Raw genomic sequence first — 22,701 nt, forward strand, 5'->3', positions numbered from 1 at the left:
TAACCGCTACTGAAAGTTACCCTTCTTAGCGGACACTCCTGCGACGCAGAGAGGATGGAGAAAAATAGCGCTTATTCCGAACTTCTTCAGTAAAGACCCGGGTATTGGGTTCTTCCGTATCCAGGCCGAGCACATGATAACGACGGGCCTGTAAGTCATGATAGACGTCCAGTACAGTCCACACACCCGGAAGCTCATAATAATTTTTCGCAATCCCCATGGTCACACGCCATAACTCATCGCGACCGTCATACTGATCAAGCAGAACCGTGTTCCAGCTGTCCGCATCGACATAGAAACGACGCTTTTTGTAAATGTGCCGTGCATCTTTTTTCAGGTTAGCTTCAACCACATGCACCCGGTGCAGTTCCCAGCGTGTGAGATCCGGGTTTAGGTGCGCAATGCCAAGTATTTCGGAATAAGGTGTGCCTTTTTCGCCGATGCGATAGTTGTTGTAGGGGATGTAAACTTCCCGCAAGCCTTTATAAGACCAGTTATAACGATCCAAAGCACCATTAAAAATGTCCGTATCGTCCGCGGTCCGGAGATTGTCTGCTGCGGCAATCGGCGAATCGTAACCCAGATTCGGAGCACGCCGCACGCGGCGCTGCCCGGCGTTATAGCCCCAGCCATTTCTCGGGTTGATAATCTGGTTCAGGGTCTCGTGGACAAGAATGGCGCCACCTGCAAGGCGGGGCGGAGATTGAGTGAACGAGAGGTAGTAGAAAATGATGTTATCCAGCTCATCCTCACTGCCTTCGGGGTTATAAAAGTTAAAGAAGACTTCCTGCTGAGAGGTAACCAGCGAATAGTCTCCATCGCTCTGAACAGCAACTTCACTTGAGCGGCGAGTGCCCGAGACACCGCGCCAACGAGTCAGGTGGTTCCAGATCACTTGCCAGGCTTTCTGTTCGTTGTTTCCGTGAAGGATCGGGAAAGGATAGCCACCAAAAGCACCCTCCAAACCTTCGCCCTTGCCAACGATCTCGGCCTCTACGGCGTTCTTCCGGGTATTTTCAGCAACCCAGTCCGGTACAGCATGGGTTCTGCGGGATTGGTAGACAGGCACACGGAAACTGGTCGGATAAGTTTCGAGCATGGCAAGCACACCATCGCTCAGGTGCTCGGCGAACTGATCTTTATTGGAAGCATTGATGGTAAACAGAGCTTCATCCGTCGGAAACGGATCGATATGATGCTGTCCTGCACCCTGGAAGCCAGCGGGTCCTTCGGTGAGGCCGCCGGTCCACGCGGGGATAGTACCTGCATCGTTTCCGGCCTTGACCGAACCAAACGGTGTCAGATCCTGGCCGAGCCGTGACGCTTCAGCTGAGGAAACCGCTGCCCAGGAGGAAGCTGACGCTATCGAGAGGACGAGCAAGCCCCCGAGTATCGCACTCTTTTTATAGTTCATTGTATAGCCCTGAATTCGACTGGAAGCCTCTGAAAAGGCTTTTTATTGTTGCCTGAACGAAAAGTCAGGCTTTCCGACAGGTTAACGGATCCGTCAAGCTTGTCTATCGACCGAAAGTGCGATTTTGTATCCGGCTGTAATCAAGGGCTTATAACTACAGCCGGACCTTCATTGTATACACTCAGGCTTCGAGGCTTTTATGCACCACCTCATACAGATCAGCAGACAACCCGGACTTGTCCCGGATCCGTTCCAGAGCCGAGCGCATCAGCGAGCTATATGCAGGAGCAAACTTTTGCCAGCGGGTCAGCGGTGTCACCAGGCGTGCCGCAATCTGCGGGTTGCTGTCATCCAGGCGACACACCTGATCAGCCAGAAATGAATAGCCCGACCCGTCCGGGTTATGAAAGGCTGCCAGGTTCTGGCCGGCAAATACACCAACAACGGAACGGATCTTGTTAGGATTCTTCCAGTCGAAAGCAGGATGCTTCAGCAATGCCTGAATTTGTGGCAGTTGCCCGGCACGGTCACTCGATGACTGTACTGAGAACCACTGTTCAACAACCTGAGGATCGTCCTGGAAGCGCTCATAGAAGTCAGTCAGCGCCTGGCTTCGCTCCGCAGCGTAATCAGAGTTAACCAGTGCGCGCAACGCGCCCATGCGGTCCGTCATATTATCGGCTTCCGAGAACTGCTGAACCGCCAGGTCCCTGCCCGTGTCGTCATTGATCATCAATAACCACGCCAACGCCGTATTTCTCAAGCTTCGGCGAGCAATAGACTCTGGTGTAACCTCGTAGGCGCCTGCGCCGGCATTCCGATGGAAACACGCGAGCAACTCATCACGCAAAGACGTAGCAAGGTGTCCCAACACCTTTTCACGGGCACGGTGGATAGCTGCAACGTCCGGGTTATCAGCAAGCTCGATCAGGTAAGCTTCCGATGGCAGCTGTAGCATTTTTGCCACCAATGCCTGGTCAAGCGCCGAATCTTCAAGCAACGCGCGGTAAGCACCCACCAGGCGCGGATCAATTTCCGAACCAGCGGACCCCACAAGAGACTGGATTACGTCAACAGCCAGGCGTTGGCCGGCATCCCACCGGTTGAAACCATCCGGATCGTTGCTCATCAAGAACACCAGCTGTTCACGAGTCCAGGGATAGACCACGCGCACAGGTGCCGAAAAGTGGCGAAGTAGCGAGGGCACGGGCTTCTGCGCCAACCCATGAAACTCAAAGGTGTGACTCGCTTCCGTCAATTCAAGAACGCGCTCGGTTGGCGCGTTTGCTGCACCCGCGGCGCTTTCAAGACTGAGCGGTAAAGCCTCACCATCAGCACCCAACAGACCCAGGGCAAACGGAATATGCTGAGGCTTCTTGTCGGTCTGGCCCGGGGTATCCGGAACAGTTTGTTGAATCGTCAGGCGATAGATACCTAGCTTTGCGTCATATGCATCAGTTACCGCCAAAACCGGAGTGCCCGCCTGCTCATACCACAACCGGAACTGTGTCAGGTCCCGGCCGGACGCGTCTTCCATCGCTTTGACAAAATCATCGGTGGTTACTGCCTGGCCATCATGGCGCTCGAAATACAGATCACTGCCCTTCCGGAACAGGTCTGGTCCGAGCAGTGTGTGAATCATACGAACGACCTCTGCACCTTTCTCGTAGATGGTCAGCGTGTAGAAATTGCTAATCTCCATATAAGAAGCCGGGCGCACCGGGTGAGCCATTGGGCCCGCATCTTCAGCAAATTGCGCTGTACGAAGCAATGTTACGTCTTCAATGCGTTTCACCGTCGGCGAGCCTACGTCGGCCGAGAAGGTGGAATCCCGAAACACTGTAAACCCTTCCTTGAGGCTCAGCTGAAACCAGTCCCTACAAGTTACCCGGTTGCCCGACCAATTGTGAAAATACTCATGGGCAACAATCGCTTCAATACGCTGGAACGCGAGATCTGTCGCTGTCTCCTGGCTGGCCAGCACACAGGAAGAGTTGAAAATATTCAGGCCTTTGTTTTCCATAGCCCCCATATTGAAATCGTCCACCGCAACGATCATGAATATGTCGAGATCGTATTCGCGACCGTAGGCTTCCTCGTCCCAGCGCATGGAGCGCTTGAGAGAATCCATGGCGTGCTCGCACTTGGCGGCGTTCCGGGGTTCAACATAAATGCGTAAATCGATGTCCCGACCGGAGCAGGTTCTAAAGGTATCCTGTTTCTCCACAAGATCGCCGGCCACCAATGCAAAAAGGTAACTGGGCTTGGGAAACGGATCCTCCCAGGTAACAAAGTGTCGGCCATTCTCCAAATCGCCTCTCTCCACATCGTTGCCATTGGAGAGCAACACTGGGCAACTTCTCTTGTCTGCCTCAATTCGGGTGCGGTAACGGGCCATCACATCGGGCCGGTCCGGGAAGTAGGTAATACAACGGAAGCCTTCAGCCTCACACTGAGTACAGAACATACCAGACGATTTATACAGCCCTTCCAGGCGAGTGTTGTTTTGCGGCTCTATCCAGGTAACAACAGTCAGCTCAAATTCAGCCGGTACCTTTGCAATCACCAGTTGATCACCGGTGTCTTCATAAGCGCTCGCCGTAAGCTCTTCACCATTGAGTGCAACCCGCTCCAACTTGAGGCTGTCTCCGTCCAGGGTCAGAGGTGCTGAACCATCTGTTGATTCTGGGTTCCTGCGAACAGAAAGTGTGCTGTGTACTCTTGCCCCATCCTCAAAAAGTTCGAAACGGAGGTCGACAGAATCCACGAGGTACGAGGGTACTTTGTATTCACTCAGGTGGATGGTTTTAGGCTGATTGGTGCGCATTGATTTCTCCAGAATTCCTGGCCTTCAACCCGGCTAAAGCAGGTTGAACAGGCAGCATACGATCAGACGGGAATGGATGAATTAGTCAACCATTACCCGGAAACGGACTTCGTAACCGGTGAATTTACGGATATTGATCACTCCGGTGTCGAGGATCAGGTACTGGCCTTTAATACCCTCAAGAACCCCTTCCACTTCCGGTGTTTTATCCAGGTTGTGGGTTTTTATCTTCTCCGGCCAGATTTGCACGGGATAACTGAGATCAAGCCCCTGCTCATCCACTTCACGGATGGAATCCGGGCCATGCTCTTTCCGCAACGCGGCAATATCATCTGCGATCAGTGCCAATATCCGCTGTCTCTCCTCTACGAGATCCAACTCAGGAACGTCACCCTTGAGCATGGCACGCCAGTTCGTGCGGTCAGCAACATGACTTTTACAGGCCACTTCAACCAGTCCCGAAAGGTAGCGGGTTGCCACTCTCAACATAGGAATGGCATCGACCGCGCCCTGATCTATCCAGCGTGTTGGTACCTGTGAGCCACGAGTAATACCCACCTTCAGGCCGGACGAGTTGGCCAGATAGACCACATGCTCAACCATGCAATGGGTCTCTCCCCATTCCGGCTCACGACATGTGCCAAGGTGATAGTGGCATTTTTCCGGGCTCATAATGCAAGTATCGCAGGCAGCCAGCTTTCGAAAGCAGGGATAGCAAAAACCCTGACTGAAGCTCTTCTTGGTTTTGCGATCGCAATGGATACAGCGGATCACGCCCTCAAAATCAAAACGCACAGGTTTACCTATGAGCTCATTCATTGGCACACGAGCGTCACCCACAGCCAGATCATAAGCAACAGGGTTTCCGATGCTTGCAGGCATCTTCCTGAGCCTTCCGGTTACATCGACAGGGTCGTTCAAGACTTGACCTCAACAAACTGATCGGGGTCCACGTCGTTATTACCTGCCTGATTGCGACGCACGGACGGGTCACATTCGGTGCCGGCCTTGCTGCCACGATCGAGATAACCAACCCGATCCTGCTCCGGAATATTGTGCAGATTCTCATAATAGATAACTGCTTCCAGGCTGATCGCGCGCTGCTGCGGGGTGATTTTGCGCCCATCAGGCCATTTGCCGAGTTCAATAGACTGCCGCAGGTTCTGGTAAACGTTAGGATCGAGTCGCTCGATTAGCTCTTCGTAAGTCATCCGGCTCTCCTGAAAAAACCTTCACAAATAAAATGGAGGAATCGTTTGACAAGTGCAAACGATAATGATTATCATTACTTCACCAAATGACAACGGTCGTTCATTTGGTCTCTCTCATCAGGAGCTGTAAAGCTTCTTTTATACCCCACCTCTGGTGGGGTTTTTTTATGCCCGCCGCTTTCTGCTGCCAGGTAAAAAGGCCGCCAGCGCCAAGCCACCGACAAACCCACCCAGGTGGGCCTCGTTTGCCATACTTCCCAACCCCAGCAGCTCAGGCAAGGGTGTAAATCCGATCACCATCCAGACCACCGCAAAGGTTACCAGTGCGGGCGGAAACTGAAACCTTGGGACAGTCCGCTGGCTCAGCCAGCAATATCCGAGGATGCCATAAACAACCCCGGAGAGACCGCCGAATAAAGGCCCGGTAACAAGATATTGAAGCCCGTTCGATACCAGGCTGGTGATAATAAAAATCACAACAAGCCGACCACGGCCATCAAACCACTCAACCTGACTGCCCAAAAACCAAAGCATCACGGCATTGAAAATAATATGAGTCCAGCTGAAATGCAGAAAATCCGGTGTAAACAAACGCCATATCTGGCCGCTTGCGAGCGTGGCAGAGAGTGCGCTCAGGCGCTCGGACATGCTACCCCAATCGTAAGCCCGTGGATCAATGATCATCAGGCTGGTGGTGAGCTGATTACTCCCAAGACCGGTAACCCATGCCATCAAAACACCCAGCACAATAATGCCAATCACAAGTGGCGCGTGACCCGGGGATGGCTGCCAGCGCCCTGCGACAAAGACTGGCGAACGATTGTGCTGCTCGACCGCCTGCCGCACTTCCGGCTCGGCAAGAAACCGATCCAGCGCCTCCAGAACAGGCTCTGCATGATCCGGGTTTTCCAGCCATAACACCTGAAAAGCTCCCTCCACACTGATCCTGTGAGGAACACCCTGGCCTTTTAACCACTGGCTGAACCCACCAAGATCTACGCTGGTATCCAACTGCTTTACTCGGTACACAATCTACCTTGCCCTGTAGGATTAATCCGGCTATTGGCCGCAAATTGCACTAGCGCGCAACACTGTCTTCGCTGATGGGATAGTCCGGAGAGTCGCGATGATCCCGAGCCACATTCACCCAAACAAACTTGTCGCGGGAAAGTACCCGCTCACCGTCCATCCGGTAAGCAACAAGCCTGCCGTATTTCACTGCACTGAAATCAATGCAGGCAACGTTCGATCTCAGCGGCGCCGGTTCACTGTCCATCCAATAGTGTCCAACGAATACCGGAGGCGCATCCAGCGGATAGCTGATAAGTTGCTTGCGCTCATGATCGGTCAAAACCCTACTGGCAACTTCAGCTGGCAAAGGGTCAGGCTGAAACACGACATCTGCATATGTGTGCGGGTTATCCGCCCAGAATTTGGTACGGAAAAACTCACGAACGTAGCCATCACGCCCGGTGATTTTCATACCCTCAGGCAAGCGTAAATCTGTGCCCCGCAACAGCGTGTCCATAACCTGCCCTGCGAAAGAATCAATGGCTGCTGAGGCATGGAGAAAATCTTCGTCAATGCAGGAGCCGCCCCCCTGCACCTCTTTGAATCTCTCGATAAGCTCGCCATCCCAGCACGCATGGACAGCGCGGAAGTCATCTTCCTCAATGAACAGTGGAATCGTATAAAACCACTCCAGAAAATCATTCCATTCATGAGGGTAGGCTTCAAACTGATCAAGGGTTTCCCGAATCAGCCGGTCGTGACGGGGGTTATGTTCACGCAGCCATGTTTTACCGCTACCCGCCCGCGCCCGTGTGCAATAACCCAGGGCATTGTACTCGTGATTACCCATTACAATCCGGGCAGAGCCCCTCTCAACCATATTCCTTACGAGATGGAGCGCTTCCCGGATTCTCGGGCCGCGGTCGATAATATCCCCGATAAAAACAGCCTGCCGGCGGGGGTGTTGGTACACCCCGTTAACCTTGCTGTAACCCATCTGTTCAAGCAGACGCGCAAGCGTGTTCGCGCAGCCATGTATATCGCCGATGATGTCGTACCCACGACTTGCAGTATGATTACTTTCGGCCATGATCAACTCGCTGATATTTCGCTGGCCCAGCCAAGCTTGTCGCGGCAGGTGGCGTAGAAATTATGATCTGTCGGGTGAATCAGCCGGATCTTGAATGGCTTTTTAGCGATGCGAATAATATCGCCCGGAGCGCATGCTATGTTCATCTGGCCATCAAAACTGATCTGTGGGTAAGTTTCATTCGTTTCCCCGATAACCAGCTTTATTTCGCTCTTGCCATCCACAACGATCGGACGGCTGCTAAGCATGTGAGGAAACATAGGGACCAGAACGATAGCATCAAGTTTCGGATGCATAATCGGCCCACCTGCGGAGAGCGAGTATGCGGTCGATCCGGTAGGCGTGGAAACAATCAGGCCATCTGAACGCTGGCTGTAGACAAAGTGGCCATCTATATAGAGGTCAAAGCCAATCATGCGCGTAGATTTACCCGGATGCAGAACCACATCGTTCAGGGCGGTTCCAAATCCCAAGGGCTGGCCATTGCGCTCGACGTTGCCATCAAGCAGAAACCGGGTTTCCTCAATGTACTCGCCATCAAGAACTTTACCCAAGCGATCTTCCAGATCCGTTGGTGAGATATCCGTAAGAAATCCCAGCCGCCCGCGGTTTACGCCAAGCAAAGGAATTTTGGACTTCGCCAATTCTCGGGCAGCGCCCAGCAAGCTGCCATCACCACCAACCACAATAACCAGGTCACAGATCTCCCCAAGGAGCTTCTTGCTGGCAACCTGCAGACCATGACCAGGTAACATGCTGGCCGTGTCTTCCTCGAGGATAACGTGATAATGGTTAGCGACCAGATACTGCTTAAGCTGGCGCAGTGATTCAACCACTTTTACGCTGCCCATCCGGCCGATAACGCCTATGTTCCTGAAATGATCCATGAAGCTTCCTGTGATGTCGGAATGCGACAAGAACGGACAACCCCGTTCAGGCCGATATCAATCTGACCTACAGTTTAACGAAAGTCACCCCGATACTGAAAAAAGTTATTTGGAGTCGATCAGGAGTGTCATTGTTCGGAAGGGCGGTGATTCTCGCAGCGGTCATGAATACCAGACTGGAAATCTGCGGGCTGGCTTACCCGCATCAGAGGCTCGCCACAAAGCTCTCCACCCTGGACAGTATGCTGACACACCGGATTCTCGTAGTGCTCAAGCCATTGTAGGTACGAAGGCTCGTTCATGCCGCAACGCTCTGATGCATAAGCGATGGGGTTTTGGAAGTAGGTTTCAATATCCTGGTATGGCAGTGTCAGGTGCCCGACACCCGGGTGGTAGGCCACAAGGAAAACAGACTGCCCCTTGAGGTGCCCCATAATCGAATTTTCAAGCGGCTCGCGGTGCCGGAGCTCATAAACCTCCTGCTCAAGGGCAATGAATTTCTCGTCCCTGTGTTCCAGCTCGCGCCGCTTGCGCTCAAGCTGCTCCCTGAGCAATACCAGCTCAGCGTTCGCATTGGCATCATCACGGTCTTTTCCAGCACCGTCGATAGCCATCTCCTCCTGCATGGTCAGATACTGCTGATTTCTCTCAGCCAGACGACTCTTCAACTGTTCATTACTGAGACGCTGACGTTCCAACTTCTGGAGGGTTTCGGCCGTCTCGTTATGCAGGGTTTTGATTTCAAGCCGGTGTTCGCGTTGCACTTCAGCAAGCATATCCCGGTGGACGCTTTGCAGTGTTTTGATACGCAGGCGCTGCTCGCGGATCAGCTGAGCCACACGGGAGCGATCTGCTTCGGTACGGGACTCCTCGGTCGAAGCGGAATCATTCTCTCCGGCACGGAGCACAGGGATGTTTTCTTCTTCCGGTTCAATACGGCGGAATTTGAGATTGTTTGCGTTGACGGCTTTGCGGATAACCTGAAAGTGGTTATTGCCCGGCGTCATATCCGGATCCCATAACTCGGCAGCATACTGCGGGTCGGGGCACTGGCTGCGGCATACAAGGCGGATAGCTCCGCCTCCCATGTTCGGGCCTTTAGCTCCGCGAGTGGCGAGCTCTTCAATGGGCATGTTCCAGCTGCTGTCGGCCCGCCCTTCCTCATCAAACCAGATGCGGAAAAACACAAGGGCGCGCACCAGAAGGTCGCCACTCAGATCAACCAGTACTGCTCTTACATCAGTTTCAGCAAGATCCGACAACCCGACATAGCCATCAAGGAAAGCCCCGAACTCGCTGGCGCGCATCTGGCGTGCCACCTCGTTGCCTTCAATAAAGAAGACAGCCGAATAATTGTCCGTTGCCTCGCCGGCAGAAACCATTGCAGACTCCCTAAAATCGAAAAACTCTCTGGCAGACCCAAAGGTTATAGTCTAGCCAGAGAGTTTCCGGTGCAAAGAGAAAAACTGCAACGTTTTGTGATCAGATTTCAGCAGCCAACCGACTACCCTGATTAATAGCGCGCTTGGCGTCCAGTTCTGCTGCCACATCCGACCCACCAATCAGGTGCACGGGCAACCCGGCCGCTTCAAGCCCGCTTTGCAGTTCACGCAAGGGCTCCTGACCAGCACAGAGAATGATGGTATCTACCGGCAGCACCCGGTCTTCACCCTGCTCCGCCCCCTTGGGCGTTACGGTGATATGGAGACCCTCGTTATCAATTTTTCGGTATGTCACACCCGGCATCATCTGAACCTTACGATTCTTGAGTGACGTCCGATGAATCCAACCGGTGGTTTTGCCCAGGTTTTTGCCGACTTTTGAGGACTTCCGTTGCAACAGGTAAACCTCTCGCGCAGGTTCCGGAACTTCCGGCGTTACACCCTGAATACCACCACGGTGCTCGACTGTCAGGTCCACGCCCCATTCACGCATGAAGTGATTGGTGTCCAGCGCGGCAGAGGTACCCTTATGCACGATGAATTCAGACACATCAAAACCGATACCGCCAGCACCGACTACTGCAACCTTCTGACCCACAGGTTTCCGCTCCAGCAGAGCATCGAGATAACCAATCACTTTCGGGTGATCAATACCCTCGATGTCCGGTGTGCGAGGCTCTACGCCAGTAGCCAATACAACTTCATCGAAGTTGCCGGCTTTCAGGTCGTCCACATCCACACGGGTTTCCAGCCGAACGTCAACGCCAAGCTTGTCCAGCATCACACGGTAATAACGCAGAGTTTCGTAAAACTCCTCTTTACCCGGAATCAGCTTGGCAACATTGAACTGGCCACCAATCTCTTTGCCGGCATCAAACAAAGTCACTTTATGGCCTCGTTCAGCCGCAACCGAAGCAAATGCCATCCCGGCGGGCCCGGCACCCACTACAGCAATAGATTTGGGCGCTGCGGTTTTCACATAAGTAAGCTCAGTCTCATGACAAGCGCGCGGGTTGACCAGGCACGAAGTCAGCTTGCCGCCAAAGGTATGATCCAGGCACGCCTGGTTGCAGCCAATACAAGTGTTAATCTCTTCGGCACGATCTTCCACAGCCTTCTGCACCAGATCCGCATCTGCCAGGAACGGGCGGGCCATGGAGACCATGTCTGCATCGCCTTCCGCCAGAATTTTTTCGGCGACGTCCGGCATGTTGATCCGGTTCGTGGTGACCAAAGGGATGCTCACTTCACCTTTGAGGCGGGAAGTTACCTTGGTAAAGGCGCCACGGGGAACAGACGTAGCGATGGTGGGCACGCGAGCTTCATGCCAGCCGATACCGGTATTAATGATGGTAGCTCCGGCTTTTTCGATTTCCTTCGCCAAGTGCACCACCTCTTCCCAGGTGCTGCCATCCTCAATCAGGTCTAGCATGGAAAGGCGGTAAATCAGAATGAAGTTTTCGCCGACACGCTCGCGAACACGGCGCACAATTTCGATAGGCAAGCGGATTCGGTTCTCATAACTACCGCCCCACTGGTCTGTGCGGTGGTTTGTGTGAGACACAATAAACTGGTTAATGAAGTAACCCTCAGAACCCATGATTTCAACACCGTCGTAACCGGCCTTTTGAGCCAGTTGCGCGCATACGGCATAGTCTTCAATCTGCTTTTCAATGCCGGCTTCATCGAGTTCTTTCGGCTTGAACGGGTTGATAGGTGCCTGAATAGCAGAAGGTGCAACCAACGCCGGGGAATAGGCGTAACGACCAGCATGGAGAATCTGCATACAGATCTTGCCGTCGGCTTTGTGCACGGCATTGGTGATAACCTTGTGCTTTTCCACCTCTTCATCGTTGGTCATTTTGGCCGCGCCCTGAAAAACGCCGCCTTCCGGATTGGGACCAATACCACCTGTAACGATGAGAGCCACGCCGCCACGGGCGCGCTCAGCGTAAAACTCGGCCAAGCGTTCAAAGCCGTTCTTCGCCTCTTCCAGTCCGGTATGCATAGACCCCATCAGCGTGCGGTTGCGCAGTTTGGTGAACCCAAGGTCAAGTGGCTCAAGCAAATTCGGGTATTTGGCGACGCCTGGCATAGTATTGGCGGTCATAAATGGTCTCCTCAGACAATTATTGGCGGCAGCTCTGATGCCCCGCTTCTTTTAATGATGCCTAAATTACCGATGCTGGTTGCCTTCAACAATATCCCTGAATAACATTCTGTTATCCTCAGACAACAGACCCCAGGTTAACCACCATGGATCCATACGATCGCCGACCTCCCTCAAACCAGGACCCTCTTGGTGACATCAGTGTTCTCTACGTGAGCGTGCTGCTGCGGGCAGCTGAAGCCGAGGGCGTTAACGTAGAGGATCTGACACGTCGCTTTCAACTCAACGAGCAGACCCTCACATCGCCTGCTGCGCGAATCAGCATTCCCAGATTCATGAGGCTGGGGCACGCTGCCATTCAGGCCTGCGGTAATGCCGCGCTGGGATTACGCATGGGAGCTCTCTCGCGGCCTGTCGACGCTGGCATAGCAGGCCTTGCCGGTGAATCATCCAGCACTGCCGGCGCTGCCGCGCAAACAATAATTCGCTATTCCCTGCTAACGAGTCGTAACAGCCGGGGAACACCTAAAGCCGAGCCGGAAAACCGGAGGCTGCAGTTCTACTCCATTCGCCCTTATAACGCTTTTAATTATTTTGTTGTGGACTCGGTACTGAGCGCCTGGACGCAATTTTTACGCTCCGTTACGGGGCAATGGGATGTGCTGGAGCGGGTAACCATAGAATACCCCTCCAGAGGCCTGGACGAGATGTTCGAGGGTTGGTTTCATTGCCCGGTTCAGTTTGGTGCAGCCATGAACAGCTTAACCGTGAGACAGGAGGTGTGGAATCAGGGAACAGTGCAGGCACAACCGGCCATGCACGAGAAGCTGATACAGATTTGTGATGCAGAGATACAGGAGATTCAACGCGGCTGGACAACGGGAGACAGAGTAAGACGCCTTCTTACACCCCTTTTCCGCGGAGAAACTCCGAGCCTTGAAACCATCGCCTCCAGACTGGGCGTTACGCCATGGACGTTACAACGACAACTATCCAGCGAGAACACCGGGTTCCGGGAATTGGTAGACAGCACCCGGAAACAGCTTGCGAGGGATTATATCCGCGAAACTGAAACCTCTTTATCCGAAATAGCCTGGCTGTTGGGTTTTTCAAATCCTGCCGCGCTACACAAGGCATACCGGCGCTGGTTCGGGCTCAGCCCGGGAGAGCACAGGAAGCAATTGCGTAAAATGATGAAGTAAACAGCAGAACGCAGGCGGAAGAGAGGTATAGATAAATCGGGAGATAGAACGAAAAAAGCCGTTAGCTATGGATAGCTAACGGCTTTTTGGAATAGTGGCGGAGCGGACGGGACTCGAACCCGCGACCCCCGGCGTGACAGGCCGGTATTCTAACCAACTGAACTACCGCTCCACAATGTCATAACCGATTGCTTTTAAAGGCTTTGCAATCGTTCATTGATTGCTCGGTGACAACGAGAGCGCATTATAAAGAGGTGCCTGATTATGTCAACGCATTTTCTGAAAAATTTCAGAAAAGCACCGTATTACATGGCATCAACCATTGCATCCTTGCCCTGCGCAGTTTTACGGTACTCGATGGGAGTCATCTCGGACCAGCGTTTAAACGCTCGGTAAAATGTGCTGGGCTCGGAAAAACCAGTCAGGTAGACAATCTCGTCGATAGACTCATCCGTTGTCGCCAGCAATTGCCGGGCGAGTCGATAGCGAAAGTCGGCGAGCACCTGGTTAAAACTGCTTTCCGCTTCAGTCAGCCGCGTACGTAATGTGCGGGGTTTGATGCCCAGCCGCGTCGCCACCGCATCCAGAGTCACTTCACCGCTATCCAGTAACTCGGCAATAATTCGTTCTACCTGGCCGACAATATCCCTTTTTTCCAGGCGAGCCACCTGTTCACTGGCAAAGCGCTCATGCAAGTCCAGAAGTTCCGGTTCTGCGTGAGGCGAAGCATGAGAGAGCAAGCTGGCCGAAAAGTACAACCGACTTTCTTTTGCTCCGAATACCACATCACACCCCAGCACATCTCTGACATGCTCTTGCCCCTCGTTACGCTGATGCTCAAACTCGATTCGCGAGGGATGAAACCCGCCATTAGTGATAGAACGAAAAAACGTAATCAGCCCCTGCACAAAACACTCATTGAAATGCCTGAGGCGCCGAACGTCGTCGGAAGCAGCATCCAGTACCATGCAGGCATCATCGCCTTCTATGAAATAATCGGTGTTCGCAGCATCGCTGAGCAGACGCTGGTAGTTCTTCGCGCGACGTAATCCTTCACCAAACGTCGGACTGCTCAGGAAGAGATATTCCAGAACCTGCCCCTTGTAGACGGGAAGGAGCTGGCCAAGGTGTAAACCGATATCCGGGTCACCGGATACATCTTCAACGGCCTGCCAAAAGAATGTCTGCGCGCTATGAGGAGTTCGGAGCTGCTCTGTGTATACGTAATCCGCATTGATACCCAACCGGCTGAAAATGAGATCGGTATCAATACCTTTTGCTTTCATCGCCTCATAAATGAGGCGCAACATTACGCCTGCGTCACGTAGTTCTTGCATGTCGCTCCCGCATAAAATTCTGCTTTATATTTATTGGATACCACTTTGGCCCGGCAGACTCTCACCGGAACACCCCAGGCCAATGCCACGCCTGAGAAGGCCTGCCAGACTGCCAAGAGGCTGGCTACCCGGCCCTGCGAGCTTTGGTTTGACGAGGTTTGCTTAAAAACTGACTTATACTATCGTCTTACATTAGAGCATATCAGGCCACAGACTCACAGTTGTACCAGCATCCGGACAGAACAGCTTCAAGAGAGGACCATCATGGCAGACACGCTCGTTTATAAAGACACTCCGCCAGCGCTGCTACCGCTCTATGGCAGAGCTCTTCTGTCGAAAAAAAGCACGCCCGATGCAGACATTACACTTCCCCGACTCGCCGCCACGCTGCTTTGTGCTCACACGGCCAGTGAAGACCTGCGCCACTATAGGCGGACATGCGAATTCAGACCGAGCAGTCACGTACCTATTACCTGGCCCCATATTCTTGCGTTCCCGCTGCATCTCAAATTGCTGACCGAGAAAGCATTTCCATTACCTCTCCTGGGACTGGTACACCTGCGCAATTCCATAACCCAGCACAGGCCCATCGGCGTGGGTGAGGCACTGAAACTGGATGTCTGCGTGAGTCACCAGGAACGCACCAGCCGCGGCATAGAATTCAGCATGATCACCAATGCCAGCTCTGCAGGCAAAGTGGTTTGGGAAGAAACCAGCACAATGCTCTTTCGCCAACCTGAAAAACACACTGAGCAAACGACGAAAGCGACGCCTCCGACTCTGGAGCGCTACCCGAATACGAAAGAGTTTGAAGCCCCGGAGTCCATCGGACGCCAGTATGCAAAGATTTCCGGCGACCGAAATCCGATTCACATGCATGCTTTGAGCGCGAGGGCTTTTGGTTTTCCAAGGGCAATCGCACACGGTATGTGGAGCAAAGCAAAGGCACTTGCCGTTCTGGAGCAGCAGAATGGATGGCAATCAGGTCCGGTAAGTGTGAGCTGCCAATTCAAGAAGCCGCTATTCTTGCCGGGCACCGCACAGTTGAACTGGCAAACAGAAAAAAACAGATGGGATTATCAGCTACTGAACGCGAGAGGCGACGCGCCACACCTCAGCGGGCGCATCGAATGGCGCTAATCGGCGCCTGACGGGCACGATGAGGTTCCTGGTGCACCCGCTACAGGTAGCGTAAAGAAGAAAAGGGCGCCTCCATCTTCGGGGCGCTCGAAACCTATATCACCCCCTTGAGCCTGAATAAGTGAGCGGCAGGTCGGCAGACCGATACCCATGCCTTCATCCTTTGTGGTGTAGAAAGGCAGAAAAAGCTTTTCCTCTGCATCTTCCGCCAGGCCCACACCCCGGTCACGGACCTCAACCCTCACGCAACCTTCACTCATCACTCTCGCGCTCACTTCCACTGGCAATGCCGACTCTGCACTGCGCGTAGCCTCAAGCGCGTTCCGTATCAGGTTCAGGGCAACCTGTTGCACCTGGATCGGATCAGCCAGGATATCCGGTAAATCGTCTGCCACAACAAGATTGATAGCCCCATCGTTATTGCGCATATCTACTTCTGCAAACTGGCGTGTATCTTCCAGCAGTGCGGATACAGACAAAACTTCCTTACCGGTCGCCGGTTTTTTCATAAATCGGCGGATTCTGCGGATGATTTCGCTGGCGCGATGGGACTGAGCCTCAATCTTATCGAGGGTTTCCTGGAGCAAACTCAGGTTCGGGGTTTCTTTGGCCATAACCCGTTTGGCCACGCGGGCGTAGTTCGCAATAGCCGTCAGCGGCTGGTTAACTTCATGCGCCACACCTGCAGCCATCTCACCCATGGTTGTCAGACGAGACGTATGTGCCAGCTGGTCACGTTGTTCCTGAACCAGCTCTCGTGCCTCATCAAGCTCTCGCTCGCTCTCAAGTTCAGCAGTAATATCACGAAAAACAACAACCGCTCCGTGCAGTTCGTTACCTTCGTGCTTGGGTGTGGAACGATATTCAGCCGGAAACGCCGTGTTGTCCGTGCGCAGCATTCGGATATCGCGTTGATTCTCTGCAACACCCTGGCTACAGGTAGCATGCACCGGAAGACTGGTCGGGCATTCGGCTGCGGTTGAAAAGTGCACTTCGAAAAAATTACGACCAATCAGATCTTCTACCGGGCAGCGCATGATGAGGCCGGCTGCGGGATTGGCAAACTCGATTGTACCTTGCTCATCGAGGCCGTAAATCCCTTCACTAATGGAGTTCAGGATGCGGGTCTGATCGCCTTGAAGCTCTCGGTTGCGAGCCTGCAACTCGCGCTCGAGCCGGATAACACGGGCGTGGGTTTTAACCCGGGCAATGACTTCCTGAGACTGGAACGGCTTGGCAATGTAGTCTGCGCCGCCAAGAGAAAAACCTTTTACTTTCGCACTCAGGTCGTCCAGAGCTGAGAGAAACACCACCGCACAATCGGCTGTTTCAGGATCGGCTTTAAGGCGCTGGCACACCTCATAACCATCCATTTCAGGCATCATGATATCAAGCAGAATGACTTCGGGCTGATGGCGCTGAGCAAGATCCAGTGCTTTTTCGCCTTCATTGGCAATCAGAAGCCGGTAGCCTTTATCTTTCAGTGTCTCATAGAGTACTTTCAGGTTCTGTGGATTGTCATCCACGAGCAGAACCGTAACCTCTGAGTTTTCGCTGACAACTTCAGTCATATAGTAAAAGGCCGGTCAATAAGATAACCGCATAATGCCGGCGGTATTACCGCGCGTCGATAAGGTTCTTTACGGACAACACCATCCGAACCAGGTGTGCCAGCGAATGAGTGCCCATCTTGTGCATGACTCGGGAGCGATGTATTTCCACTGTGCGCTGACTGATCTCCAGCTCGATCGCGATAACCTTGTTGGCCTGGCCTTCTATCATTCGATCCATGATTTCATGTTCGCGAGGGGTCAGACTCTTGATACGGCGGATAATCTCCTGCTTCTCGCCAAGTGTTTTCCGTTGCTCCAGATCCTGCTGCAGCGCGGCTTCGATTTTTTCCAGCAGCGCTTCTTCACGGTAAGGCTTCTGGATGAAATCAACGGCGCCCTCTTTCATGGCATCAACAGCCATGGGCACATCGCCGTGCCCGGTAACAAAAATGATCGGCAGAATGGAGTGCTTATCGTTGAGCTTCTTCTGCAACTCCATACCGTCCATTCCCGGCATGCGGATATCCAGCACAATGCATCCGGCCATCTTCTCGGAGTAATCCTTCAAGAACATCGCCGCATTCTCATAGGTTTTGACCGGCTTATCATCAGATCTAAGTAACAGCTCAAGCGAGTCACGAACTGCTTCGTCATCCTCTACCACGTACACAGTTTGCTGAATATCAGTCATGGGGGAGTTCTCTCCTGTCTGTTTTATTGTGACGCCGGTTAATGGATTGACGGATCTTTCTGATCATCCCGGGCGTGCTCCTGGCGTTCGTGCTCGCGCATTTTCTCAAGCCGCTGCTGGATAATGCCAAAAACGCTCTGTTTCGGATAGTTTCCTTTGCTATCAGGTTTGCCTGCGGGCTTACCCAAAAGCAGCGCAATGGCGTCCTCAACATGCGATGCTGCGTAAACTGAAAAATGCCCTTCGCGAACCGCCTTGACCACTTCGCTGTCCAGCATAAGATTCTGTACGTTGTTTTCCGGTACTATGACGCCCTGAGTGCCCGTTAACCCGCCCTTAAGCTGACAGGTAGCAAAGAAACCTTCAACTTTCTCATTGACGCCACCGATAGGCTGAACCTCACCAAACTGGTTTACAGAGCCAGTAATCGCCAAGTCCTGTCGCACCGGAATTCCCGAAAGTGAAGAAATCAGCGCACAGAGCTCCGCCAGCGACGCACTATCCCCATCTACTTCGCCATAATTCTGTTCAAACGTAATGCTTGCAGAAAGGTGCATCGGATCAGTCACAGCAAAACGGGAGGAAAGCAATGAGCTGAGAATCATGACGCCTTTAGAGTGAATATTGCCACCCAGCTTTACATCACGCTCAATATCCATAATTTCACCACTTCCATAATAGCAGGTAGCAGTGACACGATTAGACAGGCCAAATTCAAACCCGCCTGAAGATAGAACAGACAGCGCATTCACCTGCCCGACAACCGAACCCTGAGTTGAGACGAGAGTAGAGCCGTCGCGAATTGAATCGTAGAACTGGTCACGAATCCGGCTACTTCGGTATTTGGCACTCTCCAGGGCCCGCTCTACATGAACGTCCTGAATCAGTTTTGCATTCGCTTGCCTGGCCCAGAAATCCGACTCCCGAAGCAGATTGGCAATATTGGCTGCGTGCAGAGACAACCTGTCCTGGTGCTCGGCAATACGAGCGCTGTATTCGATGACCCTCGCCACTGCCTTGTTCGTGCAATGCAGGAGATTCTTTTCCTTTACCACACTGGCGATAAACTTCGCATACATCACCTGACTGTCTTCCGAACGGTACATCTCATTTTCAAAGTCTGCGGTTACCCGGAAAAGCTCCGAAAATTCGGGATCATAATCCTGTAACAGCATCCATGTTTCACGGTCACCGAAAAGCACCAGTTTTACATCGAGCGGTACCCCTTGGGGTTCAATCGAGATGGTGCCCGAAAGGGTGAGTTCACGCTCGAGGGAATTGATCTGAAGGGATTTGGCTCGAAGAGCCCTTTTCAATCCATCCCAGACAAAAGGCTGCTCCAGCATCTTGATGGCATCCATCAACAGATACCCGCCATTGGCCCGATGCAAGCTGCCAGCACGAATCAGTGAAAAATCCGTGAATACGGTGCCCTTGTAGGTCACATTCTCAACATACCCGAACAGATTGTGATACGTCGGGTTGTCCTCCACCACCATAGGCACTTCATTGGTTTTCTGGTGTACCAGCACGTTAACCAGATAACGACGCGGCATCTTTTTATCCAGAGACGCATAGGCAATGGCAGCCTGCTCCTCGTTGTCGTCGAGGAAAATATCCAGGTTCTCTACCAGGTCTGCCCGCACAGCTTCAAGGTAGGCGACTACATCCGGGAGGCTTTTGTAGCTCTCAATCAACTCATCAATCTGATGGCCGGATATACCTTCCAGGGTTTCCTTGTTAAGCGCTTGCTGTTTGTCAGCGTATTCCTGCTCCCAGTCCGCCAGCTTGCGAAGCGCCTGACGAAGTTTTTTCTCAAGCTTGTTGATGGAATCCTCAAACTTGTCGCGCTGCACATCCGTCAACGCCTTGAACGTCTCTGCGGTGTGCGGTTTATCACCTTGCATCGCCACCAGGCGATATCCGCCCGGCGTTGTAATCGTGAGGCTGACTTTTTTTCGGCGTGCCTGGGCCGCTACTTTCTCAAGCTCATCTTCCTGCTTCTTGCCATACTCATCCTTGAGCTGCTCTGAGCGCTCCAGGAAGCTGTCGCTGTCAAAGGTCTGCGGAATAACCTTGACCAGCCGGCTCATGAGCTTTTCCATATCCTGTTTCAGCCGCGCGCCCTTTCCTGCGGGAAGCTGAAGCAGCCGGGGAACCCTAGGCTCTTCAAAATCTGCGACGTAACACCAGTCGTGGGATTGTTGCTCGGTATCCAGATGATGTTCAAGGTAACGCAGCATCATCGTGCGCTTACCCAGACCATTGCGACCAACGGCATATACGTTATAACCGCTGTGCGGCATTGCCAGAGCAAAGCGCACCGCTTCCTGGGCCCGATTCTGGCCTACAATTTCAGCCAGGGGCACCAGTTGTCTGGTGGACTTGAACGGTAGATCTTTCAGAACGCAGGCTTTGTATAGCTGATGCAGAGACAGTGACTTCAAGGTTGGGTCCTGTAACAGTTGACTCATTGGCCGACCATTGTAGGTTTTGCAGACCGGTCTGTCGCGCTCAGAGGAAAAGAATTGTCGTTAACGCTTCGCCAGCCCGAAGCCTTCAGAAAAGCCCGGCATCCAGGCTAGCCGCAACATACATCCCCAGCTCACGACACTGACCTTCAAACTCATCACGATATTCGCCACGGCAAATCAGTGGTTCCTGAACGAGTTTCCATCGCAGACCGGTGGTAATGCTTTCGATAGCACGTTGCGTTCCGGTGCCATCATGGCCGGCACGAATGTAGTAAGCGAACGGCAGGCCCTGGGTTTTCTCCAGGCAAGGGTAGTAGCTGCGATCAAAGAAATCCTTGAGCGCGCCACTCATATAACCGAGGTTTTCAGTGGTGCCGAGGAGAATGGCATCACAGGCAAGGATATCGTCCGGGCCGGCATCCAGTGGCGCCAACACGGTTACTTCTACATTTTCAATATCTTCATCGCCTGCACCCTGAGCAACTGCATTGCGCAGGGTGAGGGTATTCGGAGAAGGTGCATGGGCAACAACAAGTAATTTCTTTTTGCTATCCACAATACACCTCCGGGACTCTCTTAGAGCAGTTCACCATCCGCTTCTGCAGGCGCTTCAGCGTCCGCATCTTTTTTGGAAACCGGCTTCGGCATCAACCTGTCGCGCACCTTGGCCTCAATTTCCCTGGCCACGTCCATATTCTCTTCCAGGAACTTGCAGGCGTTGGCTTTACCCTGGCCAATTTTATCACCGTTATAGGCATACCAGGCGCCGGACTTATCCACAAAGCCTTCTTTAACGCCCATATCGAGCACTTCCGCCATGTGATAAATACCTTTGCCGTAAAGAATCTGGAACTCGGCCTGGCGGAAAGGTGGTGACACCTTGTTCTTGACGACTTTAACCCGGGTTTCGTTACCTACAACCTCATCGCCATCTTTCACGGCGCCAATGCGGCGGATATCAAGGCGAACAGAAGAGTAAAACTTCAGTGCGTTACCACCGGTGGTGGTTTCGGGGCTGCCGAACATTACACCGATTTTCATACGAATCTGGTTAATGAACACCATCAAGCAGTTTGCGTGTTTCACATTACCTGTGAGCTTACGCAGGGCCTGGGACATAAGACGGGCCTGAAGGCCAACGTGGCTGTCGCCCATCTCGCCTTCAATTTCTGCTTTCGGGGTCAATGCCGCAACCGAGTCAACAATGATGACGTCTACAGCGTTGGAGCGCACCAACATGTCGGCAATTTCCAGCGCCTGCTCCCCAGTGTCCGGCTGGGAAACCAGAAGCTCGTCCACATTAACGCCCAGTTTTTCTGCGTAGATCGGGTCCAGGGCGTGCTCAGCATCAATAAACGCGCAGGTTTTACCGGCTTTCTGGGCTTCGCCGATAACCTGAAGGGTCAGAGTTGTTTTACCGGAGCTTTCAGGGCCGTAAATCTCAACAATGCGCCCGAAAGGCAAACCACCTATCCCCAAAGCAACATCCAATCCCAGGGAACCAGTAGAGACCGCAGGAATGGCTTCGCGGGGCTGGTCGCCCATCTTCATTACTGCACCCTTACCAAACTGGCGCTCAATCTGACCCAGAGCTGCGCTCAGTGCTTTTTTGCGGTTGTCTTCCATCAGTGCAAACCCTCTGTTGCCGTGGCCGCCAGCAGAACCTGGCAAGCCGGTGGAGGTGTGGTTAAACGGGAACCTGTACAACGTTAACAGTGAATTCCCTGTATATTTGAACAGTATTAAAACATACCGCGAGAGCGAGACCAACCCCTGTTATTGTGAAAGTCTTCACGCTCGCATCAAAAGCCCGCTAACACCCTGCAGCGCAACAAGAACGGCCTGGCGTCGCACCTGATCACGATCGCCGCTGAAATGCCGGACTACAGCCTCTGTATTTTCAGCGCCGGTACCCCAGGCGAACCAGACAGTTCCAACAGGCTTCTCTTCGCTGCCACCTCCAGGGCCGGCTATGCCACTGACAGCTACCGCAACATTCGCTCCGGTTGTTGCCAATGCACCGGCAACCATCTCCCGGACCACCGGTTCACTGACGGCACCGTGATTAGCTAAAGAAACATCGGTAACCCCGAGCAGTTTCTGTTTGGCGTCGTTGCTGTAGGTAACCAGGCCGCCGACGACATAGGCGGAAGAGCCTGCCTTGTCGGTTAAAACCTTTGCAACCCAGCCACCTGTGCAACTTTCAGCCGTTACCAGGTTAAGGCCGGCGGCCAACAACTGATCGGCCAGTTGGCTCCCTGCTTGTTCGAGTTCGTGGTCACTGGCAGGCATAATGCTCTCCTTCGTTTCAT

Annotated in this window: 18 protein-coding genes and 1 tRNA gene; 2 read left to right on the top strand and 17 right to left on the bottom strand. The window is 53.1% G+C overall.

Annotation, left to right across the window (positions count from 1 at the left end; genetic code table 11):
• Nucleotides 1-25 precede the first annotated feature (25 nt).
• The 9 genes from Q4501_RS02050 to Q4501_RS02090 form a co-directional block, all read right to left on the bottom strand.
• Nucleotides 26-1,414 (bottom strand): DUF1329 domain-containing protein, encoded by a 1,389-nt coding sequence (locus tag Q4501_RS02050; protein ID WP_303593738.1) that lies wholly within the window; start codon nt 1,412-1,414, stop codon nt 26-28.
• Nucleotides 1,415-1,595: 181 nt separating this feature from the next.
• Nucleotides 1,596-4,241: an aminopeptidase N gene (pepN, locus tag Q4501_RS02055; protein ID WP_303593740.1), complete on the bottom strand. Its 2,646-nt coding sequence runs from the start codon at nt 4,239-4,241 to the stop codon at nt 1,596-1,598.
• A gap of 81 nt (nt 4,242-4,322) precedes the next feature.
• Nucleotides 4,323-5,162 carry a DUF2797 domain-containing protein gene (locus Q4501_RS02060; protein WP_303593742.1) on the bottom strand — a complete coding sequence of 280 codons (840 nt, stop codon included), beginning with the start codon at nt 5,160-5,162 and terminating at the stop codon, nt 4,323-4,325.
• The gene (locus Q4501_RS02065) at nt 5,159-5,452 is read right to left on the bottom strand and encodes a YeaC family protein (protein WP_303593744.1); all 294 of its coding nucleotides are present in this window, start codon (nt 5,450-5,452) and stop codon (nt 5,159-5,161) included. The genes Q4501_RS02060 and Q4501_RS02065 overlap by 4 nt, the downstream gene beginning before the upstream one ends.
• A 165-nt stretch (nt 5,453-5,617) precedes the next feature.
• Nucleotides 5,618-6,481: a rhomboid family intramembrane serine protease gene (locus Q4501_RS02070; RefSeq protein WP_303593745.1), complete on the bottom strand. Its 864-nt coding sequence runs from the start codon at nt 6,479-6,481 to the stop codon at nt 5,618-5,620.
• A 49-nt stretch (nt 6,482-6,530) separates the two neighbouring features.
• Nucleotides 6,531-7,553 carry a metallophosphoesterase gene (locus tag Q4501_RS02075; RefSeq protein ID WP_303593747.1) on the bottom strand — a complete coding sequence of 341 codons (1,023 nt, stop codon included), beginning with the start codon at nt 7,551-7,553 and terminating at the stop codon, nt 6,531-6,533.
• A gap of 2 nt (nt 7,554-7,555) precedes the next feature.
• A complete protein-coding gene (locus tag Q4501_RS02080) occupies nt 7,556-8,440 on the bottom strand; it encodes an NAD(+) kinase (protein WP_303593749.1) in 885 nt (294 codons plus the stop codon).
• Between the two features lie 128 nt (nt 8,441-8,568).
• Nucleotides 8,569-9,822, bottom strand: coding sequence for a DNA repair protein (locus Q4501_RS02085; RefSeq protein ID WP_303593751.1), 1,254 nt, complete (start codon nt 9,820-9,822; stop codon nt 8,569-8,571).
• A gap of 100 nt (nt 9,823-9,922) precedes the next feature.
• A complete protein-coding gene (locus Q4501_RS02090) occupies nt 9,923-11,992 on the bottom strand; it encodes an NADPH-dependent 2,4-dienoyl-CoA reductase (RefSeq protein WP_303593753.1) in 2,070 nt (689 codons plus the stop codon).
• A 146-nt stretch (nt 11,993-12,138) separates the two neighbouring features.
• On the opposite strand from Q4501_RS02090, the gene Q4501_RS02095 reads away from it, so the two are divergent.
• Nucleotides 12,139-13,194 (top strand): AraC family transcriptional regulator, encoded by a 1,056-nt coding sequence (locus tag Q4501_RS02095; RefSeq protein ID WP_303593755.1) that lies wholly within the window; start codon nt 12,139-12,141, stop codon nt 13,192-13,194.
• A 95-nt stretch (nt 13,195-13,289) separates the two neighbouring features.
• On the opposite strand, the gene Q4501_RS02100 is transcribed toward Q4501_RS02095, so the two are convergent.
• Together Q4501_RS02100 and Q4501_RS02105 are read right to left on the bottom strand one after the other, a co-directional pair.
• A tRNA-Asp gene (locus Q4501_RS02100) sits at nt 13,290-13,366 on the bottom strand.
• 133 nt (nt 13,367-13,499) lie between these two features.
• Nucleotides 13,500-14,531, bottom strand: coding sequence for an AraC family transcriptional regulator (locus tag Q4501_RS02105; protein ID WP_303593757.1), 1,032 nt, complete (start codon nt 14,529-14,531; stop codon nt 13,500-13,502).
• Between the two features lie 264 nt (nt 14,532-14,795).
• Between Q4501_RS02105 and Q4501_RS02110 the strand changes: the two genes are divergently transcribed.
• Nucleotides 14,796-15,671 carry a MaoC/PaaZ C-terminal domain-containing protein gene (locus Q4501_RS02110; protein ID WP_303593758.1) on the top strand — a complete coding sequence of 292 codons (876 nt, stop codon included), beginning with the start codon at nt 14,796-14,798 and terminating at the stop codon, nt 15,669-15,671.
• On the opposite strand, the gene Q4501_RS02115 is transcribed toward Q4501_RS02110, so the two are convergent.
• The 6 genes from Q4501_RS02115 to Q4501_RS02140 form a co-directional block, all read right to left on the bottom strand.
• A complete protein-coding gene (locus Q4501_RS02115; RefSeq protein WP_303593761.1) occupies nt 15,668-17,242 on the bottom strand; it encodes a response regulator in 1,575 nt (524 codons plus the stop codon). The two genes, Q4501_RS02110 and Q4501_RS02115, sit on opposite strands and share 4 nt — an antisense overlap.
• 46 nt (nt 17,243-17,288) lie before the next feature.
• The gene (gene fixJ / locus Q4501_RS02120; RefSeq protein WP_303593762.1) at nt 17,289-17,915 is read right to left on the bottom strand and encodes a response regulator FixJ; all 627 of its coding nucleotides are present in this window, start codon (nt 17,913-17,915) and stop codon (nt 17,289-17,291) included.
• A 38-nt stretch (nt 17,916-17,953) separates the two neighbouring features.
• Nucleotides 17,954-20,362, bottom strand: coding sequence for a Lon protease family protein (locus Q4501_RS02125; protein ID WP_303594347.1), 2,409 nt, complete (start codon nt 20,360-20,362; stop codon nt 17,954-17,956).
• Between the two features lie 112 nt (nt 20,363-20,474).
• Entirely contained in the window at nt 20,475-20,945 is a 471-nt protein-coding gene (locus tag Q4501_RS02130) for a flavodoxin family protein (RefSeq protein WP_303593764.1), read from the bottom strand.
• 20 nt (nt 20,946-20,965) lie between these two features.
• The gene (gene recA / locus Q4501_RS02135; protein WP_303593766.1) at nt 20,966-22,015 is read right to left on the bottom strand and encodes a recombinase RecA; all 1,050 of its coding nucleotides are present in this window, start codon (nt 22,013-22,015) and stop codon (nt 20,966-20,968) included.
• Nucleotides 22,016-22,180: 165 nt separating this feature from the next.
• Complete coding sequence (locus tag Q4501_RS02140) at nt 22,181-22,681, bottom strand: nicotinamide-nucleotide amidohydrolase family protein (RefSeq protein WP_303593767.1); 501 nt, start codon at nt 22,679-22,681, stop codon at nt 22,181-22,183.
• Nucleotides 22,682-22,701: the final 20 nt, after the last annotated feature.

It is taken from the genome of Marinobacter sp. 2_MG-2023, from assembly GCF_030546935.1.
In the GTDB taxonomy this organism is placed as follows: domain Bacteria; phylum Pseudomonadota; class Gammaproteobacteria; order Pseudomonadales; family Oleiphilaceae; genus Marinobacter.